This is a genomic window from Georgfuchsia toluolica (genome assembly GCF_907163265.1).
GTDB lineage: Bacteria > Pseudomonadota > Gammaproteobacteria > Burkholderiales > Rhodocyclaceae > Georgfuchsia > Georgfuchsia toluolica.
The window spans coordinates 1,300,194-1,323,500 of sequence record NZ_CAJQUM010000001.1; the positions used below are offsets into that span (position 1 = coordinate 1,300,194).

At 56.9% G+C, this 23,307-nt stretch carries 20 protein-coding genes and 1 tRNA gene; 10 read left to right on the plus strand and 11 right to left on the minus strand.

Annotated elements, in window-relative coordinates; genetic code table 11:
- The first annotated feature begins 12 nt into the window (after positions 1-12).
- The 6 genes from K5E80_RS06155 (at position 13) to K5E80_RS06180 (ending at position 4,519) form a co-directional block, all read left to right on the plus strand.
- On the plus strand, positions 13-822 hold the full coding sequence (locus tag K5E80_RS06155) for a ferredoxin--NADP reductase (protein WP_220635335.1): 810 nt from the start codon (positions 13-15) through the stop codon (positions 820-822).
- 41 nt (positions 823-863) lie between these two features.
- Entirely contained in the window at positions 864-1,487 is a 624-nt protein-coding gene (locus K5E80_RS06160) for a DUF6448 family protein (RefSeq protein ID WP_220635336.1), read from the plus strand.
- Positions 1,488-1,571: 84 nt separating this feature from the next.
- A complete protein-coding gene (locus tag K5E80_RS06165; RefSeq protein WP_220635337.1) occupies positions 1,572-1,904 on the plus strand; it encodes a cupin domain-containing protein in 333 nt (110 codons plus the stop codon).
- A gap of 194 nt (positions 1,905-2,098) precedes the next feature.
- Positions 2,099-2,662, plus strand: a complete 564-nt coding sequence (locus tag K5E80_RS06170) for a hemerythrin domain-containing protein (protein WP_220635338.1) — start codon at positions 2,099-2,101, stop codon at positions 2,660-2,662.
- A gap of 181 nt (positions 2,663-2,843) precedes the next feature.
- Positions 2,844-3,170, plus strand: coding sequence for a hypothetical protein (locus K5E80_RS06175; protein ID WP_220635339.1), 327 nt, complete (start codon positions 2,844-2,846; stop codon positions 3,168-3,170).
- A 149-nt stretch (positions 3,171-3,319) separates the two neighbouring features.
- The gene (locus tag K5E80_RS06180; protein ID WP_220635340.1) at positions 3,320-4,519 is read left to right on the plus strand and encodes an NnrS family protein; all 1,200 of its coding nucleotides are present in this window, start codon (positions 3,320-3,322) and stop codon (positions 4,517-4,519) included.
- A gap of 281 nt (positions 4,520-4,800) precedes the next feature.
- Here the strand turns inward: K5E80_RS06180 and K5E80_RS06185 are convergent, their stop codons facing one another.
- Together K5E80_RS06185 and hemN are read right to left on the minus strand one after the other, a co-directional pair.
- Positions 4,801-5,955, minus strand: a complete 1,155-nt coding sequence (locus K5E80_RS06185; protein WP_220635341.1) for a cytochrome P450 — start codon at positions 5,953-5,955, stop codon at positions 4,801-4,803.
- Between the two features lie 83 nt (positions 5,956-6,038).
- Positions 6,039-7,445 carry an oxygen-independent coproporphyrinogen III oxidase gene (gene hemN / locus K5E80_RS06190; RefSeq protein WP_220635342.1) on the minus strand — a complete coding sequence of 469 codons (1,407 nt, stop codon included), beginning with the start codon at positions 7,443-7,445 and terminating at the stop codon, positions 6,039-6,041.
- A 995-nt stretch (positions 7,446-8,440) separates the two neighbouring features.
- Between hemN and K5E80_RS06195 the strand changes: the two genes are divergently transcribed.
- On the plus strand, positions 8,441-8,818 hold the full coding sequence (locus tag K5E80_RS06195) for a SirB2 family protein (protein WP_220635343.1): 378 nt from the start codon (positions 8,441-8,443) through the stop codon (positions 8,816-8,818).
- A gap of 106 nt (positions 8,819-8,924) precedes the next feature.
- On the opposite strand, the gene serA is transcribed toward K5E80_RS06195, so the two are convergent.
- From serA to K5E80_RS06220, 4 genes are all read right to left on the minus strand, one after another.
- Positions 8,925-10,157 carry a phosphoglycerate dehydrogenase gene (serA, locus tag K5E80_RS06200; protein WP_220635344.1) on the minus strand — a complete coding sequence of 411 codons (1,233 nt, stop codon included), beginning with the start codon at positions 10,155-10,157 and terminating at the stop codon, positions 8,925-8,927.
- A 126-nt stretch (positions 10,158-10,283) separates the two neighbouring features.
- Positions 10,284-10,697, minus strand: a complete 414-nt coding sequence (locus K5E80_RS06210) for a hemerythrin domain-containing protein (protein WP_220635346.1) — start codon at positions 10,695-10,697, stop codon at positions 10,284-10,286.
- A gap of 14 nt (positions 10,698-10,711) precedes the next feature.
- Positions 10,712-11,035: a ferredoxin FdxA gene (gene fdxA, locus K5E80_RS06215; RefSeq protein ID WP_220635347.1), complete on the minus strand. Its 324-nt coding sequence runs from the start codon at positions 11,033-11,035 to the stop codon at positions 10,712-10,714.
- Positions 11,036-11,951: 916 nt separating this feature from the next.
- Positions 11,952-13,475 carry a helix-turn-helix domain-containing protein gene (locus K5E80_RS06220; protein WP_220635348.1) on the minus strand — a complete coding sequence of 508 codons (1,524 nt, stop codon included), beginning with the start codon at positions 13,473-13,475 and terminating at the stop codon, positions 11,952-11,954.
- Between the two features lie 305 nt (positions 13,476-13,780).
- Here K5E80_RS06220 and dinB point away from each other — a divergent pair, with 305 nt between their 5' ends.
- Positions 13,781-14,953 (plus strand): DNA polymerase IV, encoded by a 1,173-nt coding sequence (gene dinB / locus K5E80_RS06225; RefSeq protein WP_220635349.1) that lies wholly within the window; start codon positions 13,781-13,783, stop codon positions 14,951-14,953.
- Positions 14,954-15,508: 555 nt separating this feature from the next.
- On the opposite strand, the gene K5E80_RS06230 is transcribed toward dinB, so the two are convergent.
- Positions 15,509-15,584 (minus strand) — tRNA-Thr (locus tag K5E80_RS06230).
- Positions 15,585-15,779: 195 nt separating this feature from the next.
- Here K5E80_RS06230 and K5E80_RS06235 point away from each other — a divergent pair.
- Complete coding sequence (locus tag K5E80_RS06235) at positions 15,780-16,901, plus strand: sensor histidine kinase (RefSeq protein WP_220635350.1); 1,122 nt, start codon at positions 15,780-15,782, stop codon at positions 16,899-16,901.
- Positions 16,902-17,055: 154 nt separating this feature from the next.
- Positions 17,056-17,694 carry a response regulator gene (locus K5E80_RS06240; protein ID WP_220635351.1) on the plus strand — a complete coding sequence of 213 codons (639 nt, stop codon included), beginning with the start codon at positions 17,056-17,058 and terminating at the stop codon, positions 17,692-17,694.
- Between the two features lie 139 nt (positions 17,695-17,833).
- On the opposite strand, the gene K5E80_RS06245 is transcribed toward K5E80_RS06240, so the two are convergent.
- The 4 genes from K5E80_RS06245 to carA all read right to left on the minus strand — a co-directional run bounded on the left by K5E80_RS06245 (position 17,834) and on the right by carA (position 23,230).
- On the minus strand, positions 17,834-18,295 hold the full coding sequence (locus tag K5E80_RS06245) for a DUF4149 domain-containing protein (protein ID WP_220635352.1): 462 nt from the start codon (positions 18,293-18,295) through the stop codon (positions 17,834-17,836).
- A 15-nt stretch (positions 18,296-18,310) separates the two neighbouring features.
- On the minus strand, positions 18,311-18,787 hold the full coding sequence (gene greA, locus K5E80_RS06250; protein ID WP_246590892.1) for a transcription elongation factor GreA: 477 nt from the start codon (positions 18,785-18,787) through the stop codon (positions 18,311-18,313).
- Positions 18,784-22,002: a carbamoyl-phosphate synthase large subunit gene (gene carB, locus K5E80_RS06255; protein ID WP_220635354.1), complete on the minus strand. Its 3,219-nt coding sequence runs from the start codon at positions 22,000-22,002 to the stop codon at positions 18,784-18,786. Before carB ends, greA begins: the two co-directional genes overlap by 4 nt.
- 91 nt (positions 22,003-22,093) lie before the next feature.
- On the minus strand, positions 22,094-23,230 hold the full coding sequence (carA, locus tag K5E80_RS06260; protein WP_220635355.1) for a glutamine-hydrolyzing carbamoyl-phosphate synthase small subunit: 1,137 nt from the start codon (positions 23,228-23,230) through the stop codon (positions 22,094-22,096).
- Positions 23,231-23,307: the final 77 nt, after the last annotated feature.

A 23,307-nucleotide genomic window follows, 5' to 3' on the forward strand; every position in this document is an offset into this window, starting at 1 on the left:
AGGAGGCGTGTGATGAACGTCATCGCTGAATCGGCCACTGAGATTCTTCGACAGAACCCTGGGGAGAAATGGACGACTGAGAAGGTGCTGTCGATTCGTTACTGGACGTCGACACTGCTGTCCTTCCGCACCACGCGCAATCGCGACTTTCGCTTTACGCCCGGACACTATGCGCGCCTCGGGCTAGGTTTCGGCGACGATACGGTCTGGCGCCCTTTTTCGATGGTGTCCGCTGCCGGCGACGATTATCTGGAATTCATCGCCGTGCTGGTGCCGGGTGGCGCCTTTTCGGAACAACTCGGCAGACTGCGCGTCGGCGACGAGGTAAAAATCGAAAAGTCCAGTTATGGCTTTCTCACCGTTGACCAATTGGCGCCGGGCCGGGATCTCTGGCTGCTGGCCAGCGGCACGGGAATTGGTCCGTTTCTCTCGATATTGCGCGATCCGCTGCCGTGGCGGACGTTCGAACAATTAATCGTGGTCCATAGCGTGCGCCATTCTGCCGAACTCGTGTATCGCGACGAAATTGCCGCAATCCCAAATGAAGCGTTGTTGACTGGCGGCGGGGCGCGGCTTAGCTATCTTCCTGTCATCACTCGCGAACCCGGCGCGAGCCCGCTTGCGGATCGCATCCCGCGACTTCTTGCCGCTGGTCGTCTGGAACAGTCGGCGGGGGTACCGCTCAGCGTCGCCGATTCGCGCCTGATGATCTGCGGCAACCCGGAACTGGCTCGCGAGCTACGGCAGCTGCTGAGTTCACGCAGCTTCGCCAGTAGTCGCCGCGGCGTGTCCGGCCAGATGGCTTTCGAAAAATATTGGTAGCAGATATCAAGTCCACTACCAACAATGGAGAATTATCAATCATGAATTTTCATCAAATCAGCACCAAAGCTTCAGCCTTGGCGGCAATCTCAATGGCATTACTGTTCGCGGCTCCAGCATCAGCACATTGCGATGGCGTGGATGGACCTGTAGTCAAGGCAGCGCAACAAGCGCTCGACACGGGAAATGTGAATCGCGTGCTGATCTGGGTGCAACATACGGACGAAGCGCAGATCAAGGACGCATTTCGCAAGACGCTCGAGGTCAGAAAGTTGAATCCCTCGGCCAGGGAACTGGCTGACAATTACTTCTTCGAGACCCTGGTGCGCGTGCATCGAGCTGGAGAAGGGGCGCCTTACACCGGAATCAAACCTGCCGGCCGCGATCTTGGTCCCGCCATTCCCGCAGGCGATAAGGCACTTGAGACGGGTTCTGTGGAACCGGTAGTCAAGCTGCTCACGGAGAGAGTTCAAAAAGGCCTGCGCGAACAATTCAATGCTGTGATTTCCAAAAAGAATTTCAACAGGGACGACGTTGCGGCCGGGCGGGAATTTATTGAAGCCTACGTCGAGTACATCCACTATGTTGAACGGCTCTACGAAGTAACTAAAGAACCCGCTAAAGGCCATTATTCCGAGGCCGGGGCGCATGCACATGCGGATTAAGACCAATCGACCATTTCGGTCTATAACCAACGTGGGACGGTTCAATCTGAACTACCCCATTCTTTACTACAGGAGGGAGCTTTCATGGCCATCCCCCACGCGGCATCCGGTGAATTGATAGATGTTCGTCCACTTGGCGCGAATCTGCGTCAGACGTCTTCAAGTACGCTGGTCAGGGCAGATCACCTCGAGGTCTTTCGGCTGGTGTTGCCGGCCGGCAAGGCGGCTCCTGATCACAAAGCGTCCGGTGCGATCACAATTCAGTGCCTGGAAGGAGCGCTGGAGTTCGAGGCCCACGGGCGAACACAGATACTTCGTACAGGAAGCATGGTCTACCTATCCGACGCAGAGCCGCATGCAGTCAAAGCGCTGGAAGATTCCTCGCTTCTGGTTACCATTCTGCTGAGGCGTGCGTGATTGCAATCAAGCCCAGCGCGCCCCAAACTGCGCGATTGAGGCAATCCCAACCTATCGAGGCCAATCTTATTTTTCGTACTGTTTTGGCCTCCACTTCACCGGTTTTGGCATGCCAAGACACCTCAGTGAAACATCCGAATCTCACAGGCACTCGTCTATTCGCGAGCCTAAAGTTAAATCCATAGGAGATGGCCATGGCAAATGAAATTGCGAAATTAAAGGAAGAACATGGGAACTTCAGAAAACTGCTTAATTTGCTCGAGACGCAGTTGAGTCTATTTCACCACGAAGAGCAGCCTGATTACCAGCTCATGACTGACATACTGCATTACATGATCCGCTATCCCGATCATTTTCATCATCCAAGGGAGGATGTCATTTTTTCATGTCTTTTGGAGCGCGATTCCCACGCAGCGCGAAGCGTCGAAGAACTTGCCAGGCAACATCGCGTGATCGCGGAGTCCGGAACTCGTCTTCACGAAAACCTGGAGAGCGTCATCGCGGGCGCGCTTATGCCGCGACAGATGATAGAAGCGCCCGGCCTCCTGTATATCACTTACTACCGCACCCATATGGACAGGGAGGAAAATAACCTTTTTGTATTGGCTGAACAGCTGCTGCGCGACGAGGACTGGAAGACGATCAACGCCAAAACCCAATCCGAGCCGGATCCTCTATTCGGCAGGGACGTCGAGGAACGCTATTGTGCGGTGTGCCACCATATCGCCCAGGCAGTCGATAGCGGTCGCATGAGCTGACGGCAGCGGACTCCCGATCAACGTCGGCTCCCAATGAAACATTTTGGCTGTAAGGGGCTCTGAGTTTTTCAGTCCGAATCGAGGCATATCATGGCTAACAAACCTCGCAGCACTTTTAATTTTCCGACGAAATTGCCCGAAACGATCTCGTCAGAGCCACCGCGGCATGCGGAGGGACACGATGAGTGGCTACTCGATGAAGCACTCTCTGAAACATTTCCCGCCAGCGATTCCATTGCCGTATCACCACCTCACCAGCTTCGTACCAGCCTCTCACGCAGATCACGGAAAGCTGATGGGTCCAGGGTCCAGTGAGATTCCGGATTGCCAGTTCGGCAGCGATAATAGTCTCAAGCCTGCGGCTCTGGATATCCCGATTGAGTGTGACCACTGTCACACAAGAATTTACGCGGCCGTGGCGACCAGCTTCGAAGGCGCCGACTACCTCTATCACTTCTGTGGCCCGCAATGCATCGAGGCACGGTATATGAAGGCAAACCTGCTTTGACCTCGGGAAACAAAAAATGAAAGATCGACGGCCGGTGTTTTTCAATTTGACGAAAATTCAGTTGCCAGTCGGCGCGTTTACATCGAATACTTACCTACACCTAAATAATGGTTTCGACTCGTTATGGAAATATGGCGGAAACCAGTCACTTGCTACACTCTGAAGGGCATCCTGACAGCGCACGTCTGCGTCGACGAATTGCTGGTTACTCGATCTTCTTCCCGCTGGCGACGGCCTACGCGATTTTCGTTTTGCCCGCCTCGGTGTTCGCGATCCTCGGGCTCACGGATGCATTTCCAGCGCTGGCATCCTCAACCGGACACGCGCACGAGATGCTGTTCGGTTTTGCGCTGGCCGTGGTAGCGGGCAACCAGCTCGGCCCTATGGCGATACCGCGTCTGGTGCTGCTGGCGGGACTGTGGGTAATCGCGCGCGCAGCGTTTCTCTGTGCCCCCCAAAGCATGACTGCGGCTGCGGCGAATATCGCGTTCGTTGCGCTGCTGGCCATGCAACTCGTACCGCGACTGTCCAGCGCCGCAAAAAAGTGGCGCAATCAAGCGCTGCCCCTGGTGCTGGTGACTATTTGCATCAGCGGCATCGCGTTTCAGCTTGCTCGGCATGCGGGCTTCGCTGGCACCGAGCACGCCGTACCCATCATGGTAGTTTTACTTCTTGCCCTATTGATGCTGTTCATGGGCGGACGAATTATTGCGGCAACGGTCGCCGTCCAGTTCTATCGGCAAGGGGGTAACCTCGTCGCCCGCGTGCAGCCGCGTATCGAAGGTGGGTTAATCATTGCCATGGTGGTCGCCATCGTGGCGTCGCTGTGCGACAACCGGTCACCGTTCGCCTTGTTGGCAGCCGCGGCGACGATCATCGCTGGAGCGCTCGCTGCGGTGCGCCTGTTGCGCTGGCGCCTATGGGGGCTGCGTGGCAGGCCAGACTTATTGTGCCTCGCTGCGGGTTACGCATGGCTCGCCATCGGCCTGATGCTGTACGGCGCCGCGCTCGCCGAAGGCCGTTACCAGCTCGCCGCGCTGCATATTATTACGGTGGGTGCCCTCGGCACGCTTACACTCAATGTGATGGCCATGACGTGGACGCTCAAGGCGCGGCAGGATCCTTCACGGGCCCGCGTGCGGATTGGGGCGACCATCCTGATTGGCACGGCGGTGCTGGCACGGGAACTGGCGGCGCTTGATCCGCAACCGCTGCTCGTGATTGCATCGATGATATGGAGCAGCGCATTCGTCTTGTTGCTAATATTCTTCGTGCGCCTTCACAGCCGTGCACCCGCAGCCAATCCAGAACCTCATTGCCAGACGTCGTCCAAGGATCGCTCACGATGAGATTGCGAGAGAAAAACACTTCGGCGTTAAAGGGTCTCGGTTCCCGCGGCAGACAAGCCGGCATTAAGATGGATAACCTCACCGAGCGGATTTTTGCACCGTCGAAGCGGTTTGGAGAAACGTGAGAACCAGGCTGCCGGCGCACGAGGCCAACTATCAATTCCACGTAATCAAAGTGGCTGTAGTTAAAAGTTCTTCTAAGTGCTGCTGCGCCGCGAACGCACCAACAATAAACTATGGGAGTTCAGACTTGATCTGGCAGAAGTGCCTCGCCCAAAGCATCATTGAATCCACAGGGGCAAAGAAGAAAATCCGCTACCGGGGTAGATTGCGTTCACGGGCGCATTGCCCGGTACCAGGGCAATGCGTGTGGTATGGCTCAGCAACGCTTCCATGACGCTGCACAATTCCAGTCGGGCCAGCGGCGCACCCGGACAAATATGGATGCCGGCACCATACAGCAGGTTTTTTTTCTGATCGCGGTCGAGTCGGAACTCATCAGGATCCCCAAAGATGGCTTCGTCCCGGTTGGCCGAAGCCCAAAGAAGAGTTATGCGATCACCAACCTCCAGCTTTTGTCCACCAATTTCGACGGGCTTGGTGATCATCCGGCGGTTGGCAATGAGCGGAGCATGAATCCTCAAAATCTCGTCAATTGCTATCGGCAATAACGACATTTGCTCCCGCAACAGTTTTTGGATTTCGGCGTGCTCGGCCAGATAGTGAGCCAGGATTCCTACGCAGGCGGCAATCGTGCCTAGCTCGCCTACGGTCCAGTTGCGCAGAATGCTGACAATTTCTTCATCATCAAGCTGCCGCTTTCCTACCTTTTCCCCGAGCAGGCTGGCCGTAATGTCATCAGGCGCGTTCACGCCGGCCTTGCGGCGCACATCCAACAAGCCTTTGATGTAGCCGTCGAATTCGAGAGCCACATCGTCCATGGCGGCTTTGTCTTTGCGTAGGGTGGCCGCATGGTTCTTGCGTATCCAGTGGCGTAGTGGCTCGTGCAGCGATGCTGGCCACCCCAAAAACGCACATTGGATTTTTAAGGCAAAAGGCTGGGCAAGTACCGCCGTCAGCTCGGTCTCCCCGCCTTTGGGCAATTCCTTAACCAGATTGTTTGCAATGTTTCGGCATACCGGAGCAAAGGTCTCCATCCGTTGCGGGCTGAAATAGGTTTCGATAATCTGCCTGTATTCGGTATGCTCAGGCGGATCCATGCCATTGGGCACAGAAAGATAGCTGGATACGACATTGCTGAAAGATTGGGGATCATTAAGCACCCGTACCACGTCTTCGTGTTTGAACAAGGACCAGTTCAAATACTCGCTGTAAGCCACCGGACAACGGGCGCGCATTTCATCATACGCAGCAATAGGATCATTCAGAACAGCGTCAGACCTTGGATCCCAATCGTATTGTGATTTTTTATTCATAAGAGGCAATTGCGAAACTTGTTATCGCTGCGGCGCTTATACGGACTCGCGCCTGAAAAACAGCCACAACTCTGGGGTGCACGTCAGACCGTCCTTGAAAAAATCCGAGCGTCGGCATTCTTGTCCAGCAGGTAGCGGTCGAACAGCATCGCGATATTGCGCACGAACAAATGCCCCAGCGGCTCCACGTGCACTGCTTCACGGCTCACGGTGACAAAGCCATTCGCGGTCAAGCCGTCGGGGCTGGCCAGCTCCGAAAGCTCACGCTCAAATGCATTCTCGAACACAATTCCGAAGCGCTCTTCGACCGTTCGCAAGTCAAGATGGAAATTGCACATCAACTGAGTGATGACGAAGCGTCGGATCTGGTCGTCGGCACTGAGCCGGTATCCCCGCTCGATCGGGAGCGAGCCCTTCTCAATCGCGTCGTAGTAGCGTGGGAGTTTCTTCTCGTTCTGGGCATAGGAACCTGCCACGTCGCCAATTGCAGAGACTCCCAAGCCAATCATATCTGGCGCCGCCTTGACCGTATACCCCATAAAATTGCGCGAGAGCGTGCGCGTCTCGACGGCCTTGGCCAGTTCATCTTCCGGTAGGGAGAAATGATCCATCCCGATCTGGCAATAACCGGCCTGCAAAAACGCTTCACGCGCGAGGCAAAACAGCTCGAGCTTTTGTTCGGCCGATGGCAGCAAGGCGGGGTCGAAGCCCTTTTGCTGGGTCCGCAGCCACGGCACGTGGGCATAAGAGTAGACCGCGACGCGATCAGCCCTCAGCTCGATCACGGTATCGAGGGTCTTGGCGAAGGTTTCCGGCTTCTGCAACGGCAAGCCGTAAATGAGGTCGACGTTGATCGATGGGAATCCGACACTCCGGCTGTGCGCAAAGAGCTCGCGCGTCTGGTATTCCGTCTGGTTGCGGTTGATGATCGCCTGAACCTCGGGATCGAAGTCCTGCACCCCCATCGAGAGACGGTTAAAGCCTAACGAGCGCAGGAGGCTGATCTGCTCACGACTGGTGACGCGAGGATCAACCTCGATTGCCGCCTCGGCATCCGGCAGGACTTCAAAGCACTCGGTCACGACACGGTGCAGTGCGCGTATCTCTTCAATCTTCAGATAGGTCGGTGTACCCCCACCCCAGTGGTACTGCACTATCTTGCGCCGCTGTCCCAGTCGCCGTGCCACCTCGCGAAGCTCGCGATACAAGTAGCTCAAGTATTTTTGCAATACTTCCCGATGCTGGGTAATGACCACGTTGCACCCGCAGAACGTGCACCGGTGCTCGCAGAATGGCAGGTGCAGGTAAAGCGAAAGGGGATCGTCCGGGCGCATCGCCGCGTCGTGCAGTGAGTCGAAGTACGCAGACGCGTCGTAGGCAGGATTGAATTCGACGGCCGTGGGATAAGAGGTGTAGCGAGGACCCGGTCGGTCGTACTTGCGCAGCAGATCGGGCGTGACCCGAATGGTAGGCGCTACTGATTTCGACATGGGATTTACTGGAGGCATGGTTGCAAGCGGGCCCGGCAATCAGATTGCCGGGCTCGACGTCGAGAAGCCTGCTCAATGAGAAACAGAGGCGGATACGGGTACAGGTTTTGCATTTCTGGAAACAGTTGGCTTGGCCAACAAGCGTACCGCAAATACGGCAAGGAACAACACGCCGACTGCAAATACGACATCACCTGGTACCCGCAACCACACCAGGGTCGTCATGACTGCGGAATGAACGACTTCGGGCGAGCGGGCAAACCATAAGCTCTGGCTGATGCTCGCCCAGGTGCCGCGAAGGACAATAGAAAAATGGCTCCGAGCCAGAGCCATAGTCTGCGTAATGTATTCATTTCACTACCCTTTTCCTCTCATGACTGGCAAACTGCCATAAGCGGCATCATAAATACATCTTATTAAAGATGTCAATATTTATACATCTTTTAATGGGTGATGCTGGAAATCTGAGGCGCTGCCAGCAACTATTTCGGATTAAGCCACAATGTTTACGCCGAGGCCAGGGTCGCGTACGCTCAAGCGTAATGATGTCCGAGTGACATGCGACATGATTGATTTCAACGGCAGTCAGTTCTGGTCTCATTTTGTGGAGAGTACTTTGGTACTTGGCGTATCCGATCAGTTATCGCCGATTTAAAGAGAGAGGATAGAAGAGCAGGGACTCGACTTGGATCGCTCGAGCCTCAACTGGTGAGTGCTGAAGTGCACGTCGCAATTAGAAAAGGAGCCTCCTCAACGCAAGCGTCCTGTACGTAACAATTGGCGAATGTTGTTGACTCGCAGGGTTGATGTCACTCCCGCCGCACAATTCCATTCACTCACTGCATAAGACCACTATTCCAAGACCACCCTGCTCAACCAGCCAAAACTTCGCGACAGAACCGAAAGCATCAATGAAAATAGCCAGGGCATATGAATCCATATCTGACCGAGAACCATACATCATGATTTCGATTTTTCCGTCTTCTGGAGAAGAGATGACCTACTCCGTCGTTAAACTGCTACACATCGCCTGCGTCATTATCAGCATTGCGCTGTTTATTCTGCGCGAAGCCCTGCAGTTACAAGAAAAGCCTTGGCGTCACCGGATGTCGCTGCGCATCGCACCCCATGTGGTCGACACAGTCCTGCTTGGATCGGCACTATGGCTTGCCTTCCAGATTCACCAGTATCCCTTCGTGAACAGTTGGCTCACTGCCAAGGTCGTGGTCTTGTTCGTCTACATTCTGCTTGCCAGGCAGGCCTTGGGGGAGCACACACAGCACCGCCTCGCGTATTTCTTCTCAGCGCTGCTTAGCGTGGCTTATATCGTCGGTGTGGCGATCTCGCATTCGCCCACCTGGGGCGTCCTGTAGATGCCCCGGATTTCATTAACGGTCCCCAAATTGTTCAAAGCACATTTCAGACTGCAACGTTGGCCAATTCCATTTTTCGACCAATGGTTCGATTGCAGGTTAAGCTTTAATAAAGAATTCTGCAACGAATCGTGCCTTCGATTGACGCCAGTTGGTCGAGCGCAATTTCGCTTGCCGAGGCGTCCACATCGATCACCACGTATCCCACGTCTACGCTGGTCTGCAGGTATTGCGCGGCGATATTGATGCCTGCTTGTGAAAAGCGTTCGTTGATCCGCGCCAGAACCCCCGGCACATTCCTGTGAATATGCAACAGACGGCACTTTCCGCTGTGTTCCGGCAACGAGACCTCGGGAAAATTTACCGCCGATGTCGTTGAACCATTATTGCTGTAACGGATCAGCTTGGTTACCACCTCGACACCGATATTGGCCTGCGCTTCGGCAGTCGAGCCGCCAATGTGCGGAGTAAGAATGACATTATCGAATCGCACTAATGGCGACTTGAAAGGTTCGTCATTGCCCTTGGGTTCCGCTGGAAAGACGTCGACCGCAGCACCCTGTAAATGGTGGGACTCAAGTGCATCGACGAGCGCTTGAATATCGACGACCGTACCACGCGAGGCATTAATCAGACAGCTCCCGCGCCGCATCTGTGCTATTTGCGGCGCCGCGATCATGTTTTGCGTGGCCGAGGTTTCCGGCACGTGCAGGCTGATTACATCGGCAGATTCCAGCAAGTCAACCAGTGAATGCATTGGCCGGGCATTCCCCAGCGCCAGCTTGTTTTCGATATCATAAAATATGACGGCCATCCCAAGTTGCTCGGCAAGTACCCCGATCTGTGTGCCAATATGGCCGTAGCCGATAATGCCGAGTGTTTTTCCGCGCACCTCATAGGAGTTGGAGGCACTCTTTACCCAGCCTTCACGATGCAGGATCGCGTTTTTCTCCGGGATGTTGCGCAAGAGCATGATGATCTCGCCAAGCACCAGCTCAGCGACGCTGCGTGTATTCGAAAAAGGGGCGTTGAAGACCGGGATACCGCGCCGTGCGGCGGCCCGCAGATCGACCTGGTTGGTGCCGATGCAAAAGCATCCAATGGCGGTCAGCTTCGGTGCCTGACTCAGAACTTCTTCAGTCAGACGGGTGCGAGAACGCAAGCCAACGAAATGCGCATTGCCGATCGCCTTGATCAACTCTGCGCCGATGGGCGCATGGGTATGCGTTTCCACCTGATGGTAACCATCCTGCTTGAGGGCTTCAACCGCAGAAGGGTGAATGCCTTCAAGTAGCAGAAATTTTAGTTTGTCTTTGTCGAGCGAGAGGCGTGGCTGCATGGTGATTGATCCTTATGTGTTGCGTGCATAGGCTGCGCGACAACAGTGCTGCGGTTTCCGGCGCAGGCGTCTGGCCGAGATTCTTGCGCCAGACGGCGACGGGAGCAAGCAGTTCTCGGCTGCCCATCAGCGCCCCTGCAACAAGGTCGCTGTGGCCGCGGGTGCCAGGACCGACTCGGCAACCGCAAACAGTTCGCGCTCTTCGAATCTGGCGTGAGCTTCCAATATGTCGCCGAAGCGGCGCAGGCTTGCCGCATCTCCTGCCCTGAGCCGGCTGGTCAGGCAGCGCAATTCTTTGTGTTCGTCCGGAGTGCGCCTGACTCGATCGGTTTCTCCCGCAGCCGTCAATGAGGGAAGCAGCGTCTCTTCCTCGACATGAAAGTGAGGCTCCAGTTCACGCTCAAAAATTTCGACGGCATGAGCCATCAATTGGCGCGTGGCCTCCGTGCTGTCCGTGCCGGTGCGCTGCGCATGCTTCGCCAGCACCAGCGTCACATGGTGTTGCCGGGAAAGCCAGGCCAGGCTACTGCAGCGTTTCATCGGTCCTCCGTCAATCAGCGAATCAACTTGTCGAGTTTGTTTTTCACTTTGGACCACAGGTCTGCTTCGGGCAAAGGTGCCTTGGTCGCCGAAATACATTTCCATTGCCTGGACAGTTCCTCGTTGAGCCGGATAAACGCATACTGATCCTTCGGCACATCCTCTTCGGCAAAAATTGCATCGACTGGACATTCGGCTACGCACAAGGTGCAATCGATGCACTCCTCGGGATCGATTGCCAGGAAGTTCTCCCCTTCGCGGAACGCGTCTACCGGGCAAACATCGACGCAATCCGTATATTTGCATTTGATGCAGGATTCGGTCACAACGTAAGTCATGGGGCGTCTCCTAACAATAGTTCTCGAACGCAAGTTGCCTGCAAACCTGACACGATGTTCATATCCAATTCTGGATCTATGACACGCCGCAATGCGCCCTTGACCACGCCGAAATTCGGTGATGATTTGATATTGACCATGGCTGTAAATAAGCAGTATTATTTATACATCTATAGATTATCACTTCACTGCGATTAAAGCGATATGGTTTATATTTCTTAAAAAGACCATGTGGCTTGGCAACACTTACGGACATCGCACTACGGGCGTTGATCTACCTCGCCCTCAATCAATCGAAGCTGGCCAGCATGGTGGAGATTGAAGTTTTGGTAACTTTTTTTTCTGAAAACAGCTTATAGGATAAGAGGATTTATGGCTGGCTCATGGGGTTGTCCACACGAAGTCAACGATTTGTGTTCCAGGGTTAACAACTTGCCATGTGACCCGGGCATGAAGGGGTGCATTTTGTATGGCCGCTACGTCTTTGCCAACGACGAAAAAAACGAACGCCTGAAGAAGAGGAATGCCCTCAATGAGAAAGTGGTCAACTTACCTGTTCCTGGCCACACCAAAAAAAGCCGCTAACAAAGGAATTATCTTTCACTAAAAATATCGGTGAACAGATTCTCGGCACGCATGAAAACCCAATGCTGGAGTTTCTGTAGACTTTGCAGCTTGAATCGTGATTGATTCGGTGCACTTCAAGCCACCACGTTGCATTGCGTTATTTGGAGTTATGGGGAACGTGTTGCAACGCGCGAAATTCCCATACTCGGTCACTTCCGCCACAGGCACGCACGGTTTGGACGCTGCGAGTTGTGACGTTACGCGCGCGTAAAGGAAGAAGGAATACGAAAACTTCGACCATTCGAGTCAGGCATTCTTGACTTAACGTCACAACCCGTCCAGAAGGCGGCTAAGCGGGCGGACCGGATGGCCGTCCTGCCTCTCCGCGTGCCTCCAGGCGAGCCAGCAGCAAATGATAATAGAGCATGCCTCGCTGTGCGCCGAGCGTATTCAGCGTGGCCGCAACGTCGACGGACATGGCTTGTGAGACTAGCGTGAGATTGCGCGCGACGCTGCTGTCATTCATCGGGAACACGTCCAACCGGCCGAGTCCGCGCAGCAGGATGACCGTGGCCGTCCACGGGCCGATGCCTTTGATCTGCCGGAGCAGGGCTGCAGCATCGGGACTGGCGCGCTCTTCCAACATTTCCTCATGCAGTGCACCTGACGCCAACGCCTCGCCCACGCGCCGCAACGTCGCACACTTGTTAGCGCTGAGCCCAACCGCACGGGCGATGTCTCCGTTCCCTTCCAGTACGCGTTCGACGCCGGGGAACTTATACAGCGTCAAGCCCTGGTGCTCGAACGGTTCCGCAAGTGCAATCAGCAGGCGGCGCATGATCGCGCTCGCTGCAAAGAGACTCACCTGCTGAAACACGATCGCGTTGACGCACGCCTCCCAGAGGGTCGGATACCGCGGCGGCTTTACGCCGCGCATGCGATCCGCGAGCGGCGCCAGCCACGAAATCCGCTTCGCCGCTCGATTGAAGTGTGTGAGATCGCAATCCACACCGAGCATCCGCCGGATCAGCGGGAGTACCTGGGCGCAGTCGCCCGCGTCTCCATCCAGTACAACGGTCAGCACCTCGGGGCCACTCTGCTTGACGCGCACGAACACGGGGGCATGCGCGCCGCCCAGCACGCGAACGTATTCTCGCTCCGGGGTAAGCACGTCCACCATGTTGGTGGACAGACGCCGCAGCGCGCTTACGGTGAGGTCGAGTCGAAACGGTGCCACAACGCGGAGCTCGTGTTGCGCCTGCGTCATAACTAATCCCGGCTCTGCGGGCGACGCGGATGCGGCCGGCGACTGCGGCAACTGCCGATCCTTACGGTCGAGGGTTTGTATGGCGGTCTTCTCATCGACGCAGAAGACGGCGGCGTGAGCTGGCGGGTTGAGGTACAAGCCAATGACATCCGCCGCCTTGGTTTCGAAATCGGGATCGTTGGATACCATGTGGATATCCAGGCGATGCGGGCGCACACCATGCTTGCGCCAGATACGCTGGACGGTGGCAAACGAGACATCGCCCAATTCGGCAGCGAGCTTGCGGCTGCTCCAATGCGTCGATCCATCCTTGGGTTTTTTCTTGAGTGTCATATTCAGCACCCGTGCCTCCAATTTCGCCACCGGTTGCTTCGACGCACGCCCTGGGTGTCGCGCATACATTCCCGCCAAGCGTTCATCGGCGAAACGGCTCAACCAACGGGCAATAAAACGCGAATCGCAACCCAGCGATTCCATAATCGTGTCCCGCGACGCACCGTCTTCCAGCATCAGAATCAACTTCGCTCGACGCACATAGGCCGCACCGATCGTGCGGCTCCGTGTCATCTTCGTCAGTTGCTCCCGCTCCGTCTTACTCAGATTCATTTTTCCCATGCACCCCATATGGTGTGCGTTTTCATTGTTTCAATGGACTAGTAACTGCTTTACCTGTCAGGGGGACGAAGTAACAGTGTGATCAGTGGCGAATGCGTTGATACGCCCAGCAATCATGCTTCTTTCCTTGAGTCCAGTCATAAATGCCCTTGGTTGCGCGTCGAGAGTGACGCACTTCGTATAGCGAGGACAAAAAGATGGGTCCAGTGAGTGTGAAAGAGGCGTCGAGCAGATCTATGGCTAGCAGCAAGTAGAATTCGAGTTTGCCCCTACGGTTTCGTCTCTAGATTAGACCTGTGACTTCCCGGCCCCAGCGCATCGCTCACCTCGACATGGATGCATTCTTTGCTTCCGTCGAACTCCTCACCTATCCGGAACTGCGTGGCCAGCCCGTCGTCGTTGGCGGTGGACGGGATCACCAGCCGCAGGTCAATCCGGACGGCACCCATGAATTCGCCCGGATTCGTAATTACAAAGGACGCGGCGTCATCACGACGTCCACCTATGAAGCGCGTGCACTCGGCGTGTTTTCGGGAATGGGCGTCATGAAAGCGGTTCAATTGGCGCCGGATGCCATCTTGTTGCCGGTAAATTTCGATGCCTACCGCTATTACTCGCGCCTATTCAAGGAGGCTGTTGCCACCATTGCGCCTCAAATCGAGAATCGCGGCATTGACGAAATTTACATTGATCTGACCGATATGCCCGGCGAGACTTTGGATCTTGCGCGCCGAATCAAGCAAGCGGTCAAGGAGGCAACGGAACTCACGTGCTCCATCGGCATCACGCCCAACAAGCTGTTATCCAAAATCTGTTCCGACCTGCAGAAGCCCGATGGCATCACCATTCTGGGAATGGAGGACATTCCCTCCAGAATATGGCCATTGCCGGTACGCAAGATTAACGGCATCGGCCCCAAGGCCACCGAGAAGCTGGCTGGTCTAGGCATTACAACGATTGGTGAGTTGGCCGCCGCAGAACTTGAACTCCTTCAAATTCGTTTTGGGCGCAGTTACGGTTCATGGCTACATGACGCAGCAAATGGCATCGACAATCACCCGGTCGTCACCCACTCGGAACCCAAGTCCATCAGTCGAGAAACAACTTTCGAGCGGGATCTGCATCCACGGCAGGACCGGGATGCCCTATCCGAAATTTTCACGGCACTCTGCGTACGGGTGGCGGAGGATCTCAAGCGCAAGGGCTATCTTGGGCGCACGATTGGAATCAAGTTGCGCTTTGAAGACTTTCAGACGGTCACGCGTGATATCACGCTACCGGACTACACAGCGGAACCAGCGCAGATACGGCGCGCAGCCGGCGAGTGCCTGCGCCGCGTGCCTCTCGACAAGAAAATACGCCTGCTGGGTGTTCGGGTCAGTGCCCTGCAGCAAGCGGATAATTTAAGACCAGCGCAAGAGTCACCGCAGCAGGATCTTCCCTTTTCACATTTGAGTTCGAACGATTAACACTTTATCTGGACGTAGTGGATGACAAAGGATCAGTACCGAAGCGGTTGTAGATCAGCAGATATTCGTCCGTGTTAAAGCCGGATGTGTAAGTTCAACCGATCCACATTGAGTGATGAGCGGCTAGTCGAATAGTGTCCACGGTTTTTATGGTGGACACATGGACACTAAGCTGGTGCAGCCGGCGGCATCACGGAGGCGTCGGCGCCATGATTTGGAATTCAAAGCGCAAATTGTGGCGGCGTGCCAGCACCCTGGCATTTGATCCGATGACAATTGGCCGTCATCTACTCGAAATCGCTAAAAGGAATTCCGAGATCGAGCTCGGAATCGCCAATACCTCGATCATTCTGAAAGCTCGAAAAGCTCGTCTCAATGCCGATCGTGGCCGGGAGTGCCACATAAGAGAGCAATTCAATTGCAGGATAGGATCAAGCTGCGGGTCTCCACTGCGGAAGACCGACCGACTGGAACTCGATACCATGTGACCCGTGGCAATGGCGTAACGACAGACCTGCGCAGACATTTCGCGCAGGCGTGAGTAGTGTATGGAAGTGGTGCCGGCTGTCGGAATCGAACTGACGACCTACCGCTTACAAGGCGGTTGCTCTACCAACTGAGCTAAGCCGGCTGCGGCCTCGCAAGGGCGCAAAAGAACGCGGCGCGGATTATAGCCGACGAGTTGGGTTGGCAGTTTCATTTCGGCTACACTCAACGCTATTCACGATTATCGCAACGGTTCGGCGACACCAGGATGCCTGTTACCAGATCATCACTTCGAGCTTCATCCCCACGGCGAATCCGGGAGATGAAGGCGTCGGCAGACATGGCGCGAGAGCTGAAGGCCGCAACGGAGTGGTGGCAGTCGGCCATCGCCAATGTTCCGTGCGTGACGTTCACCCTGCAACGCAACCGGACTGGCAGCCTGCGCCTCATCGACATCAGCGCCAACTGTCAGAAGCTCCTGCATATCAGGGCGGAAGACCTGATGGCTTCGTTTGACTGCCTGGCCGAAGTACTTGACCCTGCCGAATATTCCCGGCTGGAAGAAGTCATTGCGGTTGCGGCGGCGAAGCGTAGCGGGCTGCTATGGGAAGGCCGCTTGCGCGCACGCAATCGGCAAAAGGCGAAATGGATTCGCCTGCAGGCGCAGACTCCCAAGGCCCTGATCAGGACGGTGACCTGGCAGGGCGTCATCACCGACTTCAGCCGCGAGCATGATCTCGACCTGGCGCTGAAACGGTCACGCGAGCAGTTGTCGGAACTCTCCGCTTACCTTGAGGCAGGAAAAGAGGAAGAACGGGAACGGATTGCGCGCGATATTCACGACGAGCTTGGCAGCATCCTCGTCGCGCTCAAGATCGAGGCGGCATTGCTCACCAGCAAGCTGCCGAAGAATCAGCTTGCATTGCGCGACAAGGCGCGCTCGATCGAGACCATGCTCGATCAGGCCATGGGTACCGCCAGCCGCGTGGCGCGCGAGCTGCGTCCCGGCATTCTCAAGGAGTTCGGGTTGTCCGCCGCCATCGAATGCCAGGCGGAAGATTTTTCCCAGCGCACCGGCATTACCTGCCGCGCGCAATGCGATGACGACGGGCTGGAAGTCGAGGAGCGTTGCGCGCTCGCGCTATTCCGCATCGTTCAGGAAGCGCTGACGAATGTCGCCAAACATGCGCATGCCTCGCTGGTGGCGATCCGGCTTTACCGCGATCGCCAGCAGTTGATCGTCGAAATACGCGACAATGGCCGCGGGATCGGCGAGACCGATCTGCACAAGCCGAAATCCTTCGGCTTGCGCGGCATACGCGAACGGGTAAGAAGCCTCAACGGTGAATTGAGCGTCAGCGCCGGTGAGCAGGGAGGAACGCATATTGTGTTGAGCTTGCCGTTGAAATCCTCAAGCCGCCGTACGGCGGTTGAAGAGGATGTACAGCACAAGTTGTTCTGACTCGCATGATCGCCACGCTACCCACGAAGATGAAAATGCGTAAAGGCAAATTGAACGCCCCCCACCCCCATACCCCGCCCCAGGGCGGGGCTGCCAATAAGCTCGCTGCGCTCGATATCGCACCGGGCGCTGGTTCTGGTTTTCTACGTTAATCATGGCCAGCAAAATCCGCGTGCTGATTGCCGACGATCACGCCATTGTGCGGCAGGGCCTGAAACAGATTCTCTCCGAGACCAGCGACCTCATCATCTCCGGCGAGGCGGAAGACGGCTCGGATGCAATCCGTCTCGCCCGCAACAAACGCTGGGATGTATTTCTGCTCGACGTATCGATGCCCAGCCGCAATGGCATCGATGTGCTGAAACAGTTGCGCCGCGAATTCCCGCGGCAACCGGTGCTGATCCTCAGCATGCACTCGGAGGAACAATACGCGGTGCGTGCCATCAAGGCCGGCGCCGCCGGTTATCTGACCAAGCAAAGCGCGCCGGAATTGCTGGTCACGGCGATCCGCCAGGTCGCCAGCGGCAAGAAATTCATCAGCCCGACCTTGGCGGAACAACTGGCCGCCGCGATTTCCGACGACGGCGACAAATTGCCGCATGAAAGAGTGACCGACCGCGAGTATCAGGTGCTGGTGCGAATCGCTTCCGGCAAGACACTGACCCGGATTGCAGAAGAGCTGAACCTGAGCGTCAAGACCGTGAGCGAATACCGCAAACGCCTGCTCGAAAAAATGCGCCTCGATACCACGGCGGAGCTGATCCGCTATGGCATTGAACACAGCCTGGTATAAACGGCGCGCGACACGCCTTAGTGTTGGTACCGTTCTGGCTGAGTCTGTCGAAGCCTGCCCTGAGTGAAACCGAAGATCCCATGATTCGACGAGCGCGCATTTCGACAAACTCAATGCGAACGGGGTTAATCGGCGCTTCCTAACGTTTGGCGCGTTCCTGCCAAACTACAAGCCATAAACCCAGCAGGCTTTGCAGCAGGTAAAAGCCGCTGGAAATGCCGTGCCATGCGGCAAAACGGTCGCGCAATGCGCTCTCCATTACCTGTCGCGGCAGCGCGTCGGCCTTCAGTTGCGCCAGGATCGGCTGGATACCGAAATGGCCGGCGAAGGTCAGCGCCAGCATCGCCAGCACGATCCAGAAAACGCCCGACTTGAGCGCGCGCCAGCCGCGATTGAACAGCAGGTAAAGCAACAGATAACCGCCGCAGGCGAAACCTGCGTAAGCGACAAAGGTGAACATGGCGCCGGCCAGATTGCCGGCCAGCGTGCGGTCTGCCAGTTCATGAAACAACACCGGCGCGGCCAGATAACCGATGGCGAACAGCCCGCCGACCCAGAGCGAAATCGCTACCGAATACAGCGCTTCCGCGAGCTTGCTCATGTCTCCGGGTATGCCTTATTCATATCGCACATCGAGTATCTCATACTCACGCATCCCGCCTGGCGTCTGCACTTCGGCGACATCCCCGGCGAACTTGCCGATCAGGGCGCGCGCCACGGGGGACTTCAGCGAAATCTTGCCCAGTTTGAGGTCGGCTTCGTCGTCACCGACGATCTGGTAGAGCACGGTCTTGCCGCTCTCGATTTCTTCCAGTTCGACGGTCGCCGCGAACACCACGCGGCCGTCGGCATCCAGCGACCTGGGGTCGATGATCTGCGCGTTCGAGAGTTTGCTTTCGACCTCGGCAATGCGGCCCTCGACGAAACCCTGGCGTTCCTTGGCGGCATCGTATTCGGCATTTTCCGAAAGGTCGCCGTGCGAGCGTGCCTCGGCAATCGCGGCAATTACTGATGGGCGCTCCACCGTCTTGAGGCGATGCAGTTCGGCTTTGAGCAGCTCGGCGCCACGCAAGGTCAATGGAACTTTACTCACGACAATTCCTTGTGCAGCAATTGCAAGGCATAGGTCTGCGGCGCGCCAAGGTGGCGCATGCCCTCGCATGCCGCGCGCGCACCTTCGATGGTGGTATACAGCGTGACCTTCTGCACCATGGCCGAGGTGCGGATCGAGCGTGAATCGGCGATCGCGGTGCGCTTTTCTTCCACGGTATTGACGATGAAATTGATCTCGTTGTTCTTGATCATGTCTACGATATGGGGCCGGCCTTCGGTCACCTTGTTCACCAGTGTTACCGGCAAGCCGGCAGCTTCGATGACGGCGGCAGTACCTCTGGTCGCTATCAGGTTGAAGCCGAGTTCGTGCAGTTCGCGTGCGACTTCGACAGCCTTCTGTTTGTCGCCCTGCTTGACGCTGACGAAGGCCTTGCCCGAAGTCGGCATGCGCATCCCCGAGGCAATCTGCGACTTGATAAAGGCCTCGCCGAAGCTGCGGCCGACCCCCATCACTTCGCCGGTAGATTTCATTTCGGGGCCAAGGATGCTGTCCACACCGGGAAACTTGATGAACGGGAAAACGGCTTCCTTGACGGAAAAATAGGGCGGTATCACTTCGCGCGTCATACCCTGATCGGCCAGGCTGCGCCCGGCCATGCAGCGCGCCGCCACCTTGGCCAACTGGATACCGGTCGCCTTGGACACGAAGGGAACGGTACGCGACGCGCGCGGATTCACTTCGAGCACATAGACGACTGCCTCCTCGCCCTTGCCTTGAATCGCAAACTGCACGTTCATCAGTCCAACGACGTTGAGCCCTTCGGCCATCATTGCCGTCTGGCGGCGCATTTCGTCCTGGATCTTCGGCGTCAGCGAGAAGGGTGGCAGCGAACAGGCGGAGTCGCCCGAATGCACGCCGGCCTGTTCGATGTGTTCCATGATGCCGCCGATCACCACCTGCTTGCCGTCGCAGAGAGCATCGACATCGACTTCGGTGGCATCGTTGAGAAAGCGGTCGAGCAATACCGGTGAATCGTTCGACACCTTCACCGCCTCGCGCATGTAGCGCTCGAGGTCCTTCTGTTCATGCACGATTTCCATGGCGCGGCCGCCCAGCACATAGCTCGGCCGCACCACAAGTGGATAACCGATCTCGTCCGCAAGGGCGATGGCCTGCTCGGACGCGCGCGCGGTGCGGTTGGGCGGCTGTTTGAGACCCAGATCGTGCAGCAATTTCTGGAAGCGTTCACGGTCCTCGGCCGCATCGATCATGTCCGGCGTGGTGCCGATGATGGGCACGCCATTGGCTTCGAGTTCGCGCGCGCGCTTCAACGGCGTCTGGCCGCCGAACTGCACGATCACGCCGAGCGGTTTTTCGACATCGACGATTTCGAGAATGTCTTCCAGCGTCAGCGGCTCGAAGTAGAGCCGGTCGGAAGTGTCATAGTCGGTCGACACGGTCTCGGGATTGCAATTGACCATGATGGTCTCATAGCCGTCCTCGCGCATCGCCAGCGCAGCATGCACGCAGCAATAGTCGAACTCGATGCCCTGCCCGATACGGTTGGGGCCGCCGCCGAGTACCATGATCTTTTTCCGGTTCGTCGGCCGCGCTTCGCATTCTTCCTCATAGGTCGAATACATATAGGCGGTCGTCGTGGCGAACTCGGCGGCGCAGGTATCGACGCGCTTGAACACCGGCCGCACGCCGAGCGCGCGGCGGAGTTCGCGTACCGCCGTTTCAGTGCTGTTGAGCAGCGTGGCGATACGGCGATCGGAAAAGCCCTTGCGCTTCAAGCCGCGCAGGGTATCCGCATCCATCTCGGCGAGCAACTGACTGGCGATCCAGGCTTCGGTCTTGATTATGTCCTCGATCTGCACCAGGAACCAGGGATCGATCCTGGTGAGAGCGAATATCTCGTCCAGCGTGTAACCCGTGCGGAAGGCCTGGCCGACGTACCAGATGCGCAACGCCCCGGGATTGGCCAGTTCGTGATCGATCTCATCGCGCTCGGCTTCGATCGGGTCGAGACCATAGACACTGATTTCAAGCCCGCGCAGCGCCTTCTGGAACGACTCCTGGAAAGTGCGTCCGATGGCCATGACCTCGCCCACCGACTTCATCTGCGTAGTGAGGCGGTCATTGGCGAGCGGGAATTTTTCGAACGCGAAACGCGGAATCTTGGTGACGACATAGTCGATGGAAGGCTCGAACGAGGCCGGCGTGGCGCCGCCGGTAATATCGTTCTTCAATTCGTCGAGCGTATAACCCACTGCGAGCTTGGCCGCGATCTTGGCGATCGGGAACCCCGTTGCCTTCGACGCCAGCGCGCTTGATCTCGACACACGCGGATTCATTTCGATCACGATCATGCGGCCATCATCGGGGTTGATGGCGAACTGCACGTTGGAACCGCCGGTATCGACGCCGATCTCGCGCAACACGGCGATGCTGGCATCGCGCAGGATCTGGTATTCCTTGTCGGTGAGCGTCTGCGCCGGCGCGACGGTGATCGAGTCGCCGGTATGCACCCCCATCGGGTCAAGATTCTCGATCGAGCAGACGATGATGCAATTGTCCTTGTGGTCGCGCACCACCTCCATCTCGAACTCTTTCCAGCCGAGCAGCGACTCTTCGATCAGCAACTCGCTGGTAGGCGAAGCTTCAAGGCCGCGCTTGCAGATTTCGACGAACTCTTCCGGGTTGTAGGCGATGCCGCCGCCGCTGCCCCCCATCGTGAAAGAGGGGCGAATGATGGCCGGGAAGCCAAGCGCCGCCTGCACCTGGAGCGCTTCTTCGAGGCTGTGCGCAATCGCGGAGCGTGCCGAGCCGAGTCCGATGCGGGACATCGCCCGCTTGAACTTCTCGCGGTCCTCGGCCATGTCGATGGCCTCCTTGGAAGCGCCGATCATTTCGACACCGTATTTTTTCAATACGCCGTTTTTCGCCAGATCGAGCGCGCAATTGAGTGCCGTTTGTCCGCCCATGGTCGGCAGCAGCGCGTCGGGGCGCTCCTTGGCAATGATGTTTTCCAGCACCTGCCAGGTGATCGGTTCGATATAGGTCACGTCGGCCATTTCCGGATCGGTCATGATCGTGGCCGGGTTCGAATTGACGAGGATGACCCTGTAGCCTTCCTCACGCAGCGCCTTGCAGGCCTGGGCGCCGGAATAGTCGAACTCGCAGGCCTGGCCGATGATGATCGGGCCGGCGCCGATGATGAGGATGGAATGGATGTCAGTGCGTTTTGGCATAAAACCCTTTAGCCACAGAGGACACAGAGATCACAGAGGAAATTCAAAAACAAAACGCTAAGGTTTGTTTTTCTCTGTGGCCTCTGTGGCTTCATATTTTTTTCTTTTCCATCATGTCGATAAAACGATCAAACAAGTAACTCACATCATGCGGACCGGGGCTGGCTTCGGGATGCCCCTGGAAACTGAATGCCGGCCGATCCGTCAGCGCGATGCCCTGCACCGTGCCGTCGAACAAGGAACGGTGCGTCACGCGCACATTCTTCGGCAAGGTGGTCTCATCGACCTGGAAACCGTGGTTCTGGCTGGTGATCATGACGCGGCCGGAATCCAGATCCTGCACCGGGTGATTGGCGCCATGGTGGCCGAATTTCATTTTGGAGGTTTTGCCGCCGCTCGCCAGACCGAGCAACTGATGGCCGAGACAGATGCCGAATACCGGCAGCGAACGTGAAAGAAATTCGCGGATCGCCGCAATGGCATAGTCGCAGGGCTCGGGGTCGCCCGGGCCATTGGAGAGGAAGATGCCATGGGGGTTGAGTGCCAGCACTTCGGCCGCCGGCGTCTGCGCCGGCACTACGGCAAGCTTGCAGCCGCGACTGGCAAGCATGCGCAGGATATTGCGCTTGATGCCAAAATCATAGGCAATCACGTTGAATTTTGTTTCACTCTGCGCCGCATATCCATTGCCCAGGGCCCATTCACCCTCGTTCCAGTCATAGCGTTTGTCGATGCTGACCACCTTGGCCAGATCCATGCCGGCAAGCCCCGGAAAGGTACGCGCCTGCGCCACCGCTGCTGTGGCATCGAGTTTTTCGCCCGCCACCAGACAACCGGCCTGGGCACCTTTTTCACGCAGGATGCGCGTCAGCTTGCGCGTATCGATGTCGGCAATGCCGACCACATTTTGTGCCTTCAGATAAGCATCCAGGGGCTGTGCGCTACGAAAGTTCGACACCGCCAGCGGCAGGTCGCGGATCACCAGGCCCGCGGCCTGGATGCGAGGCGATTCGGCATCCTCGGCGTTGATGCCGTAATTGCCGATATGCGGATAAGTCAGAGTGACAATCTGCCGGCAGTATGACGGATCGGTGAGAATTTCCTGGTAGCCGGTCATCGAGGTATTGAACACCACCTCGCCCACGCTGCTGCCCGCGGCGCCGATCGACCTGCCCTTGAATACCGTGCCGTCGGCGAGCGCTAGCAGGGCGGACGGCAACTGGGACACGGCGAACTCCTAAGATCGGCATCGGGGGACCGGACAGGATCAGGGGCTGCGCGGCCCGTCTCGGCAAACCGCAAAAT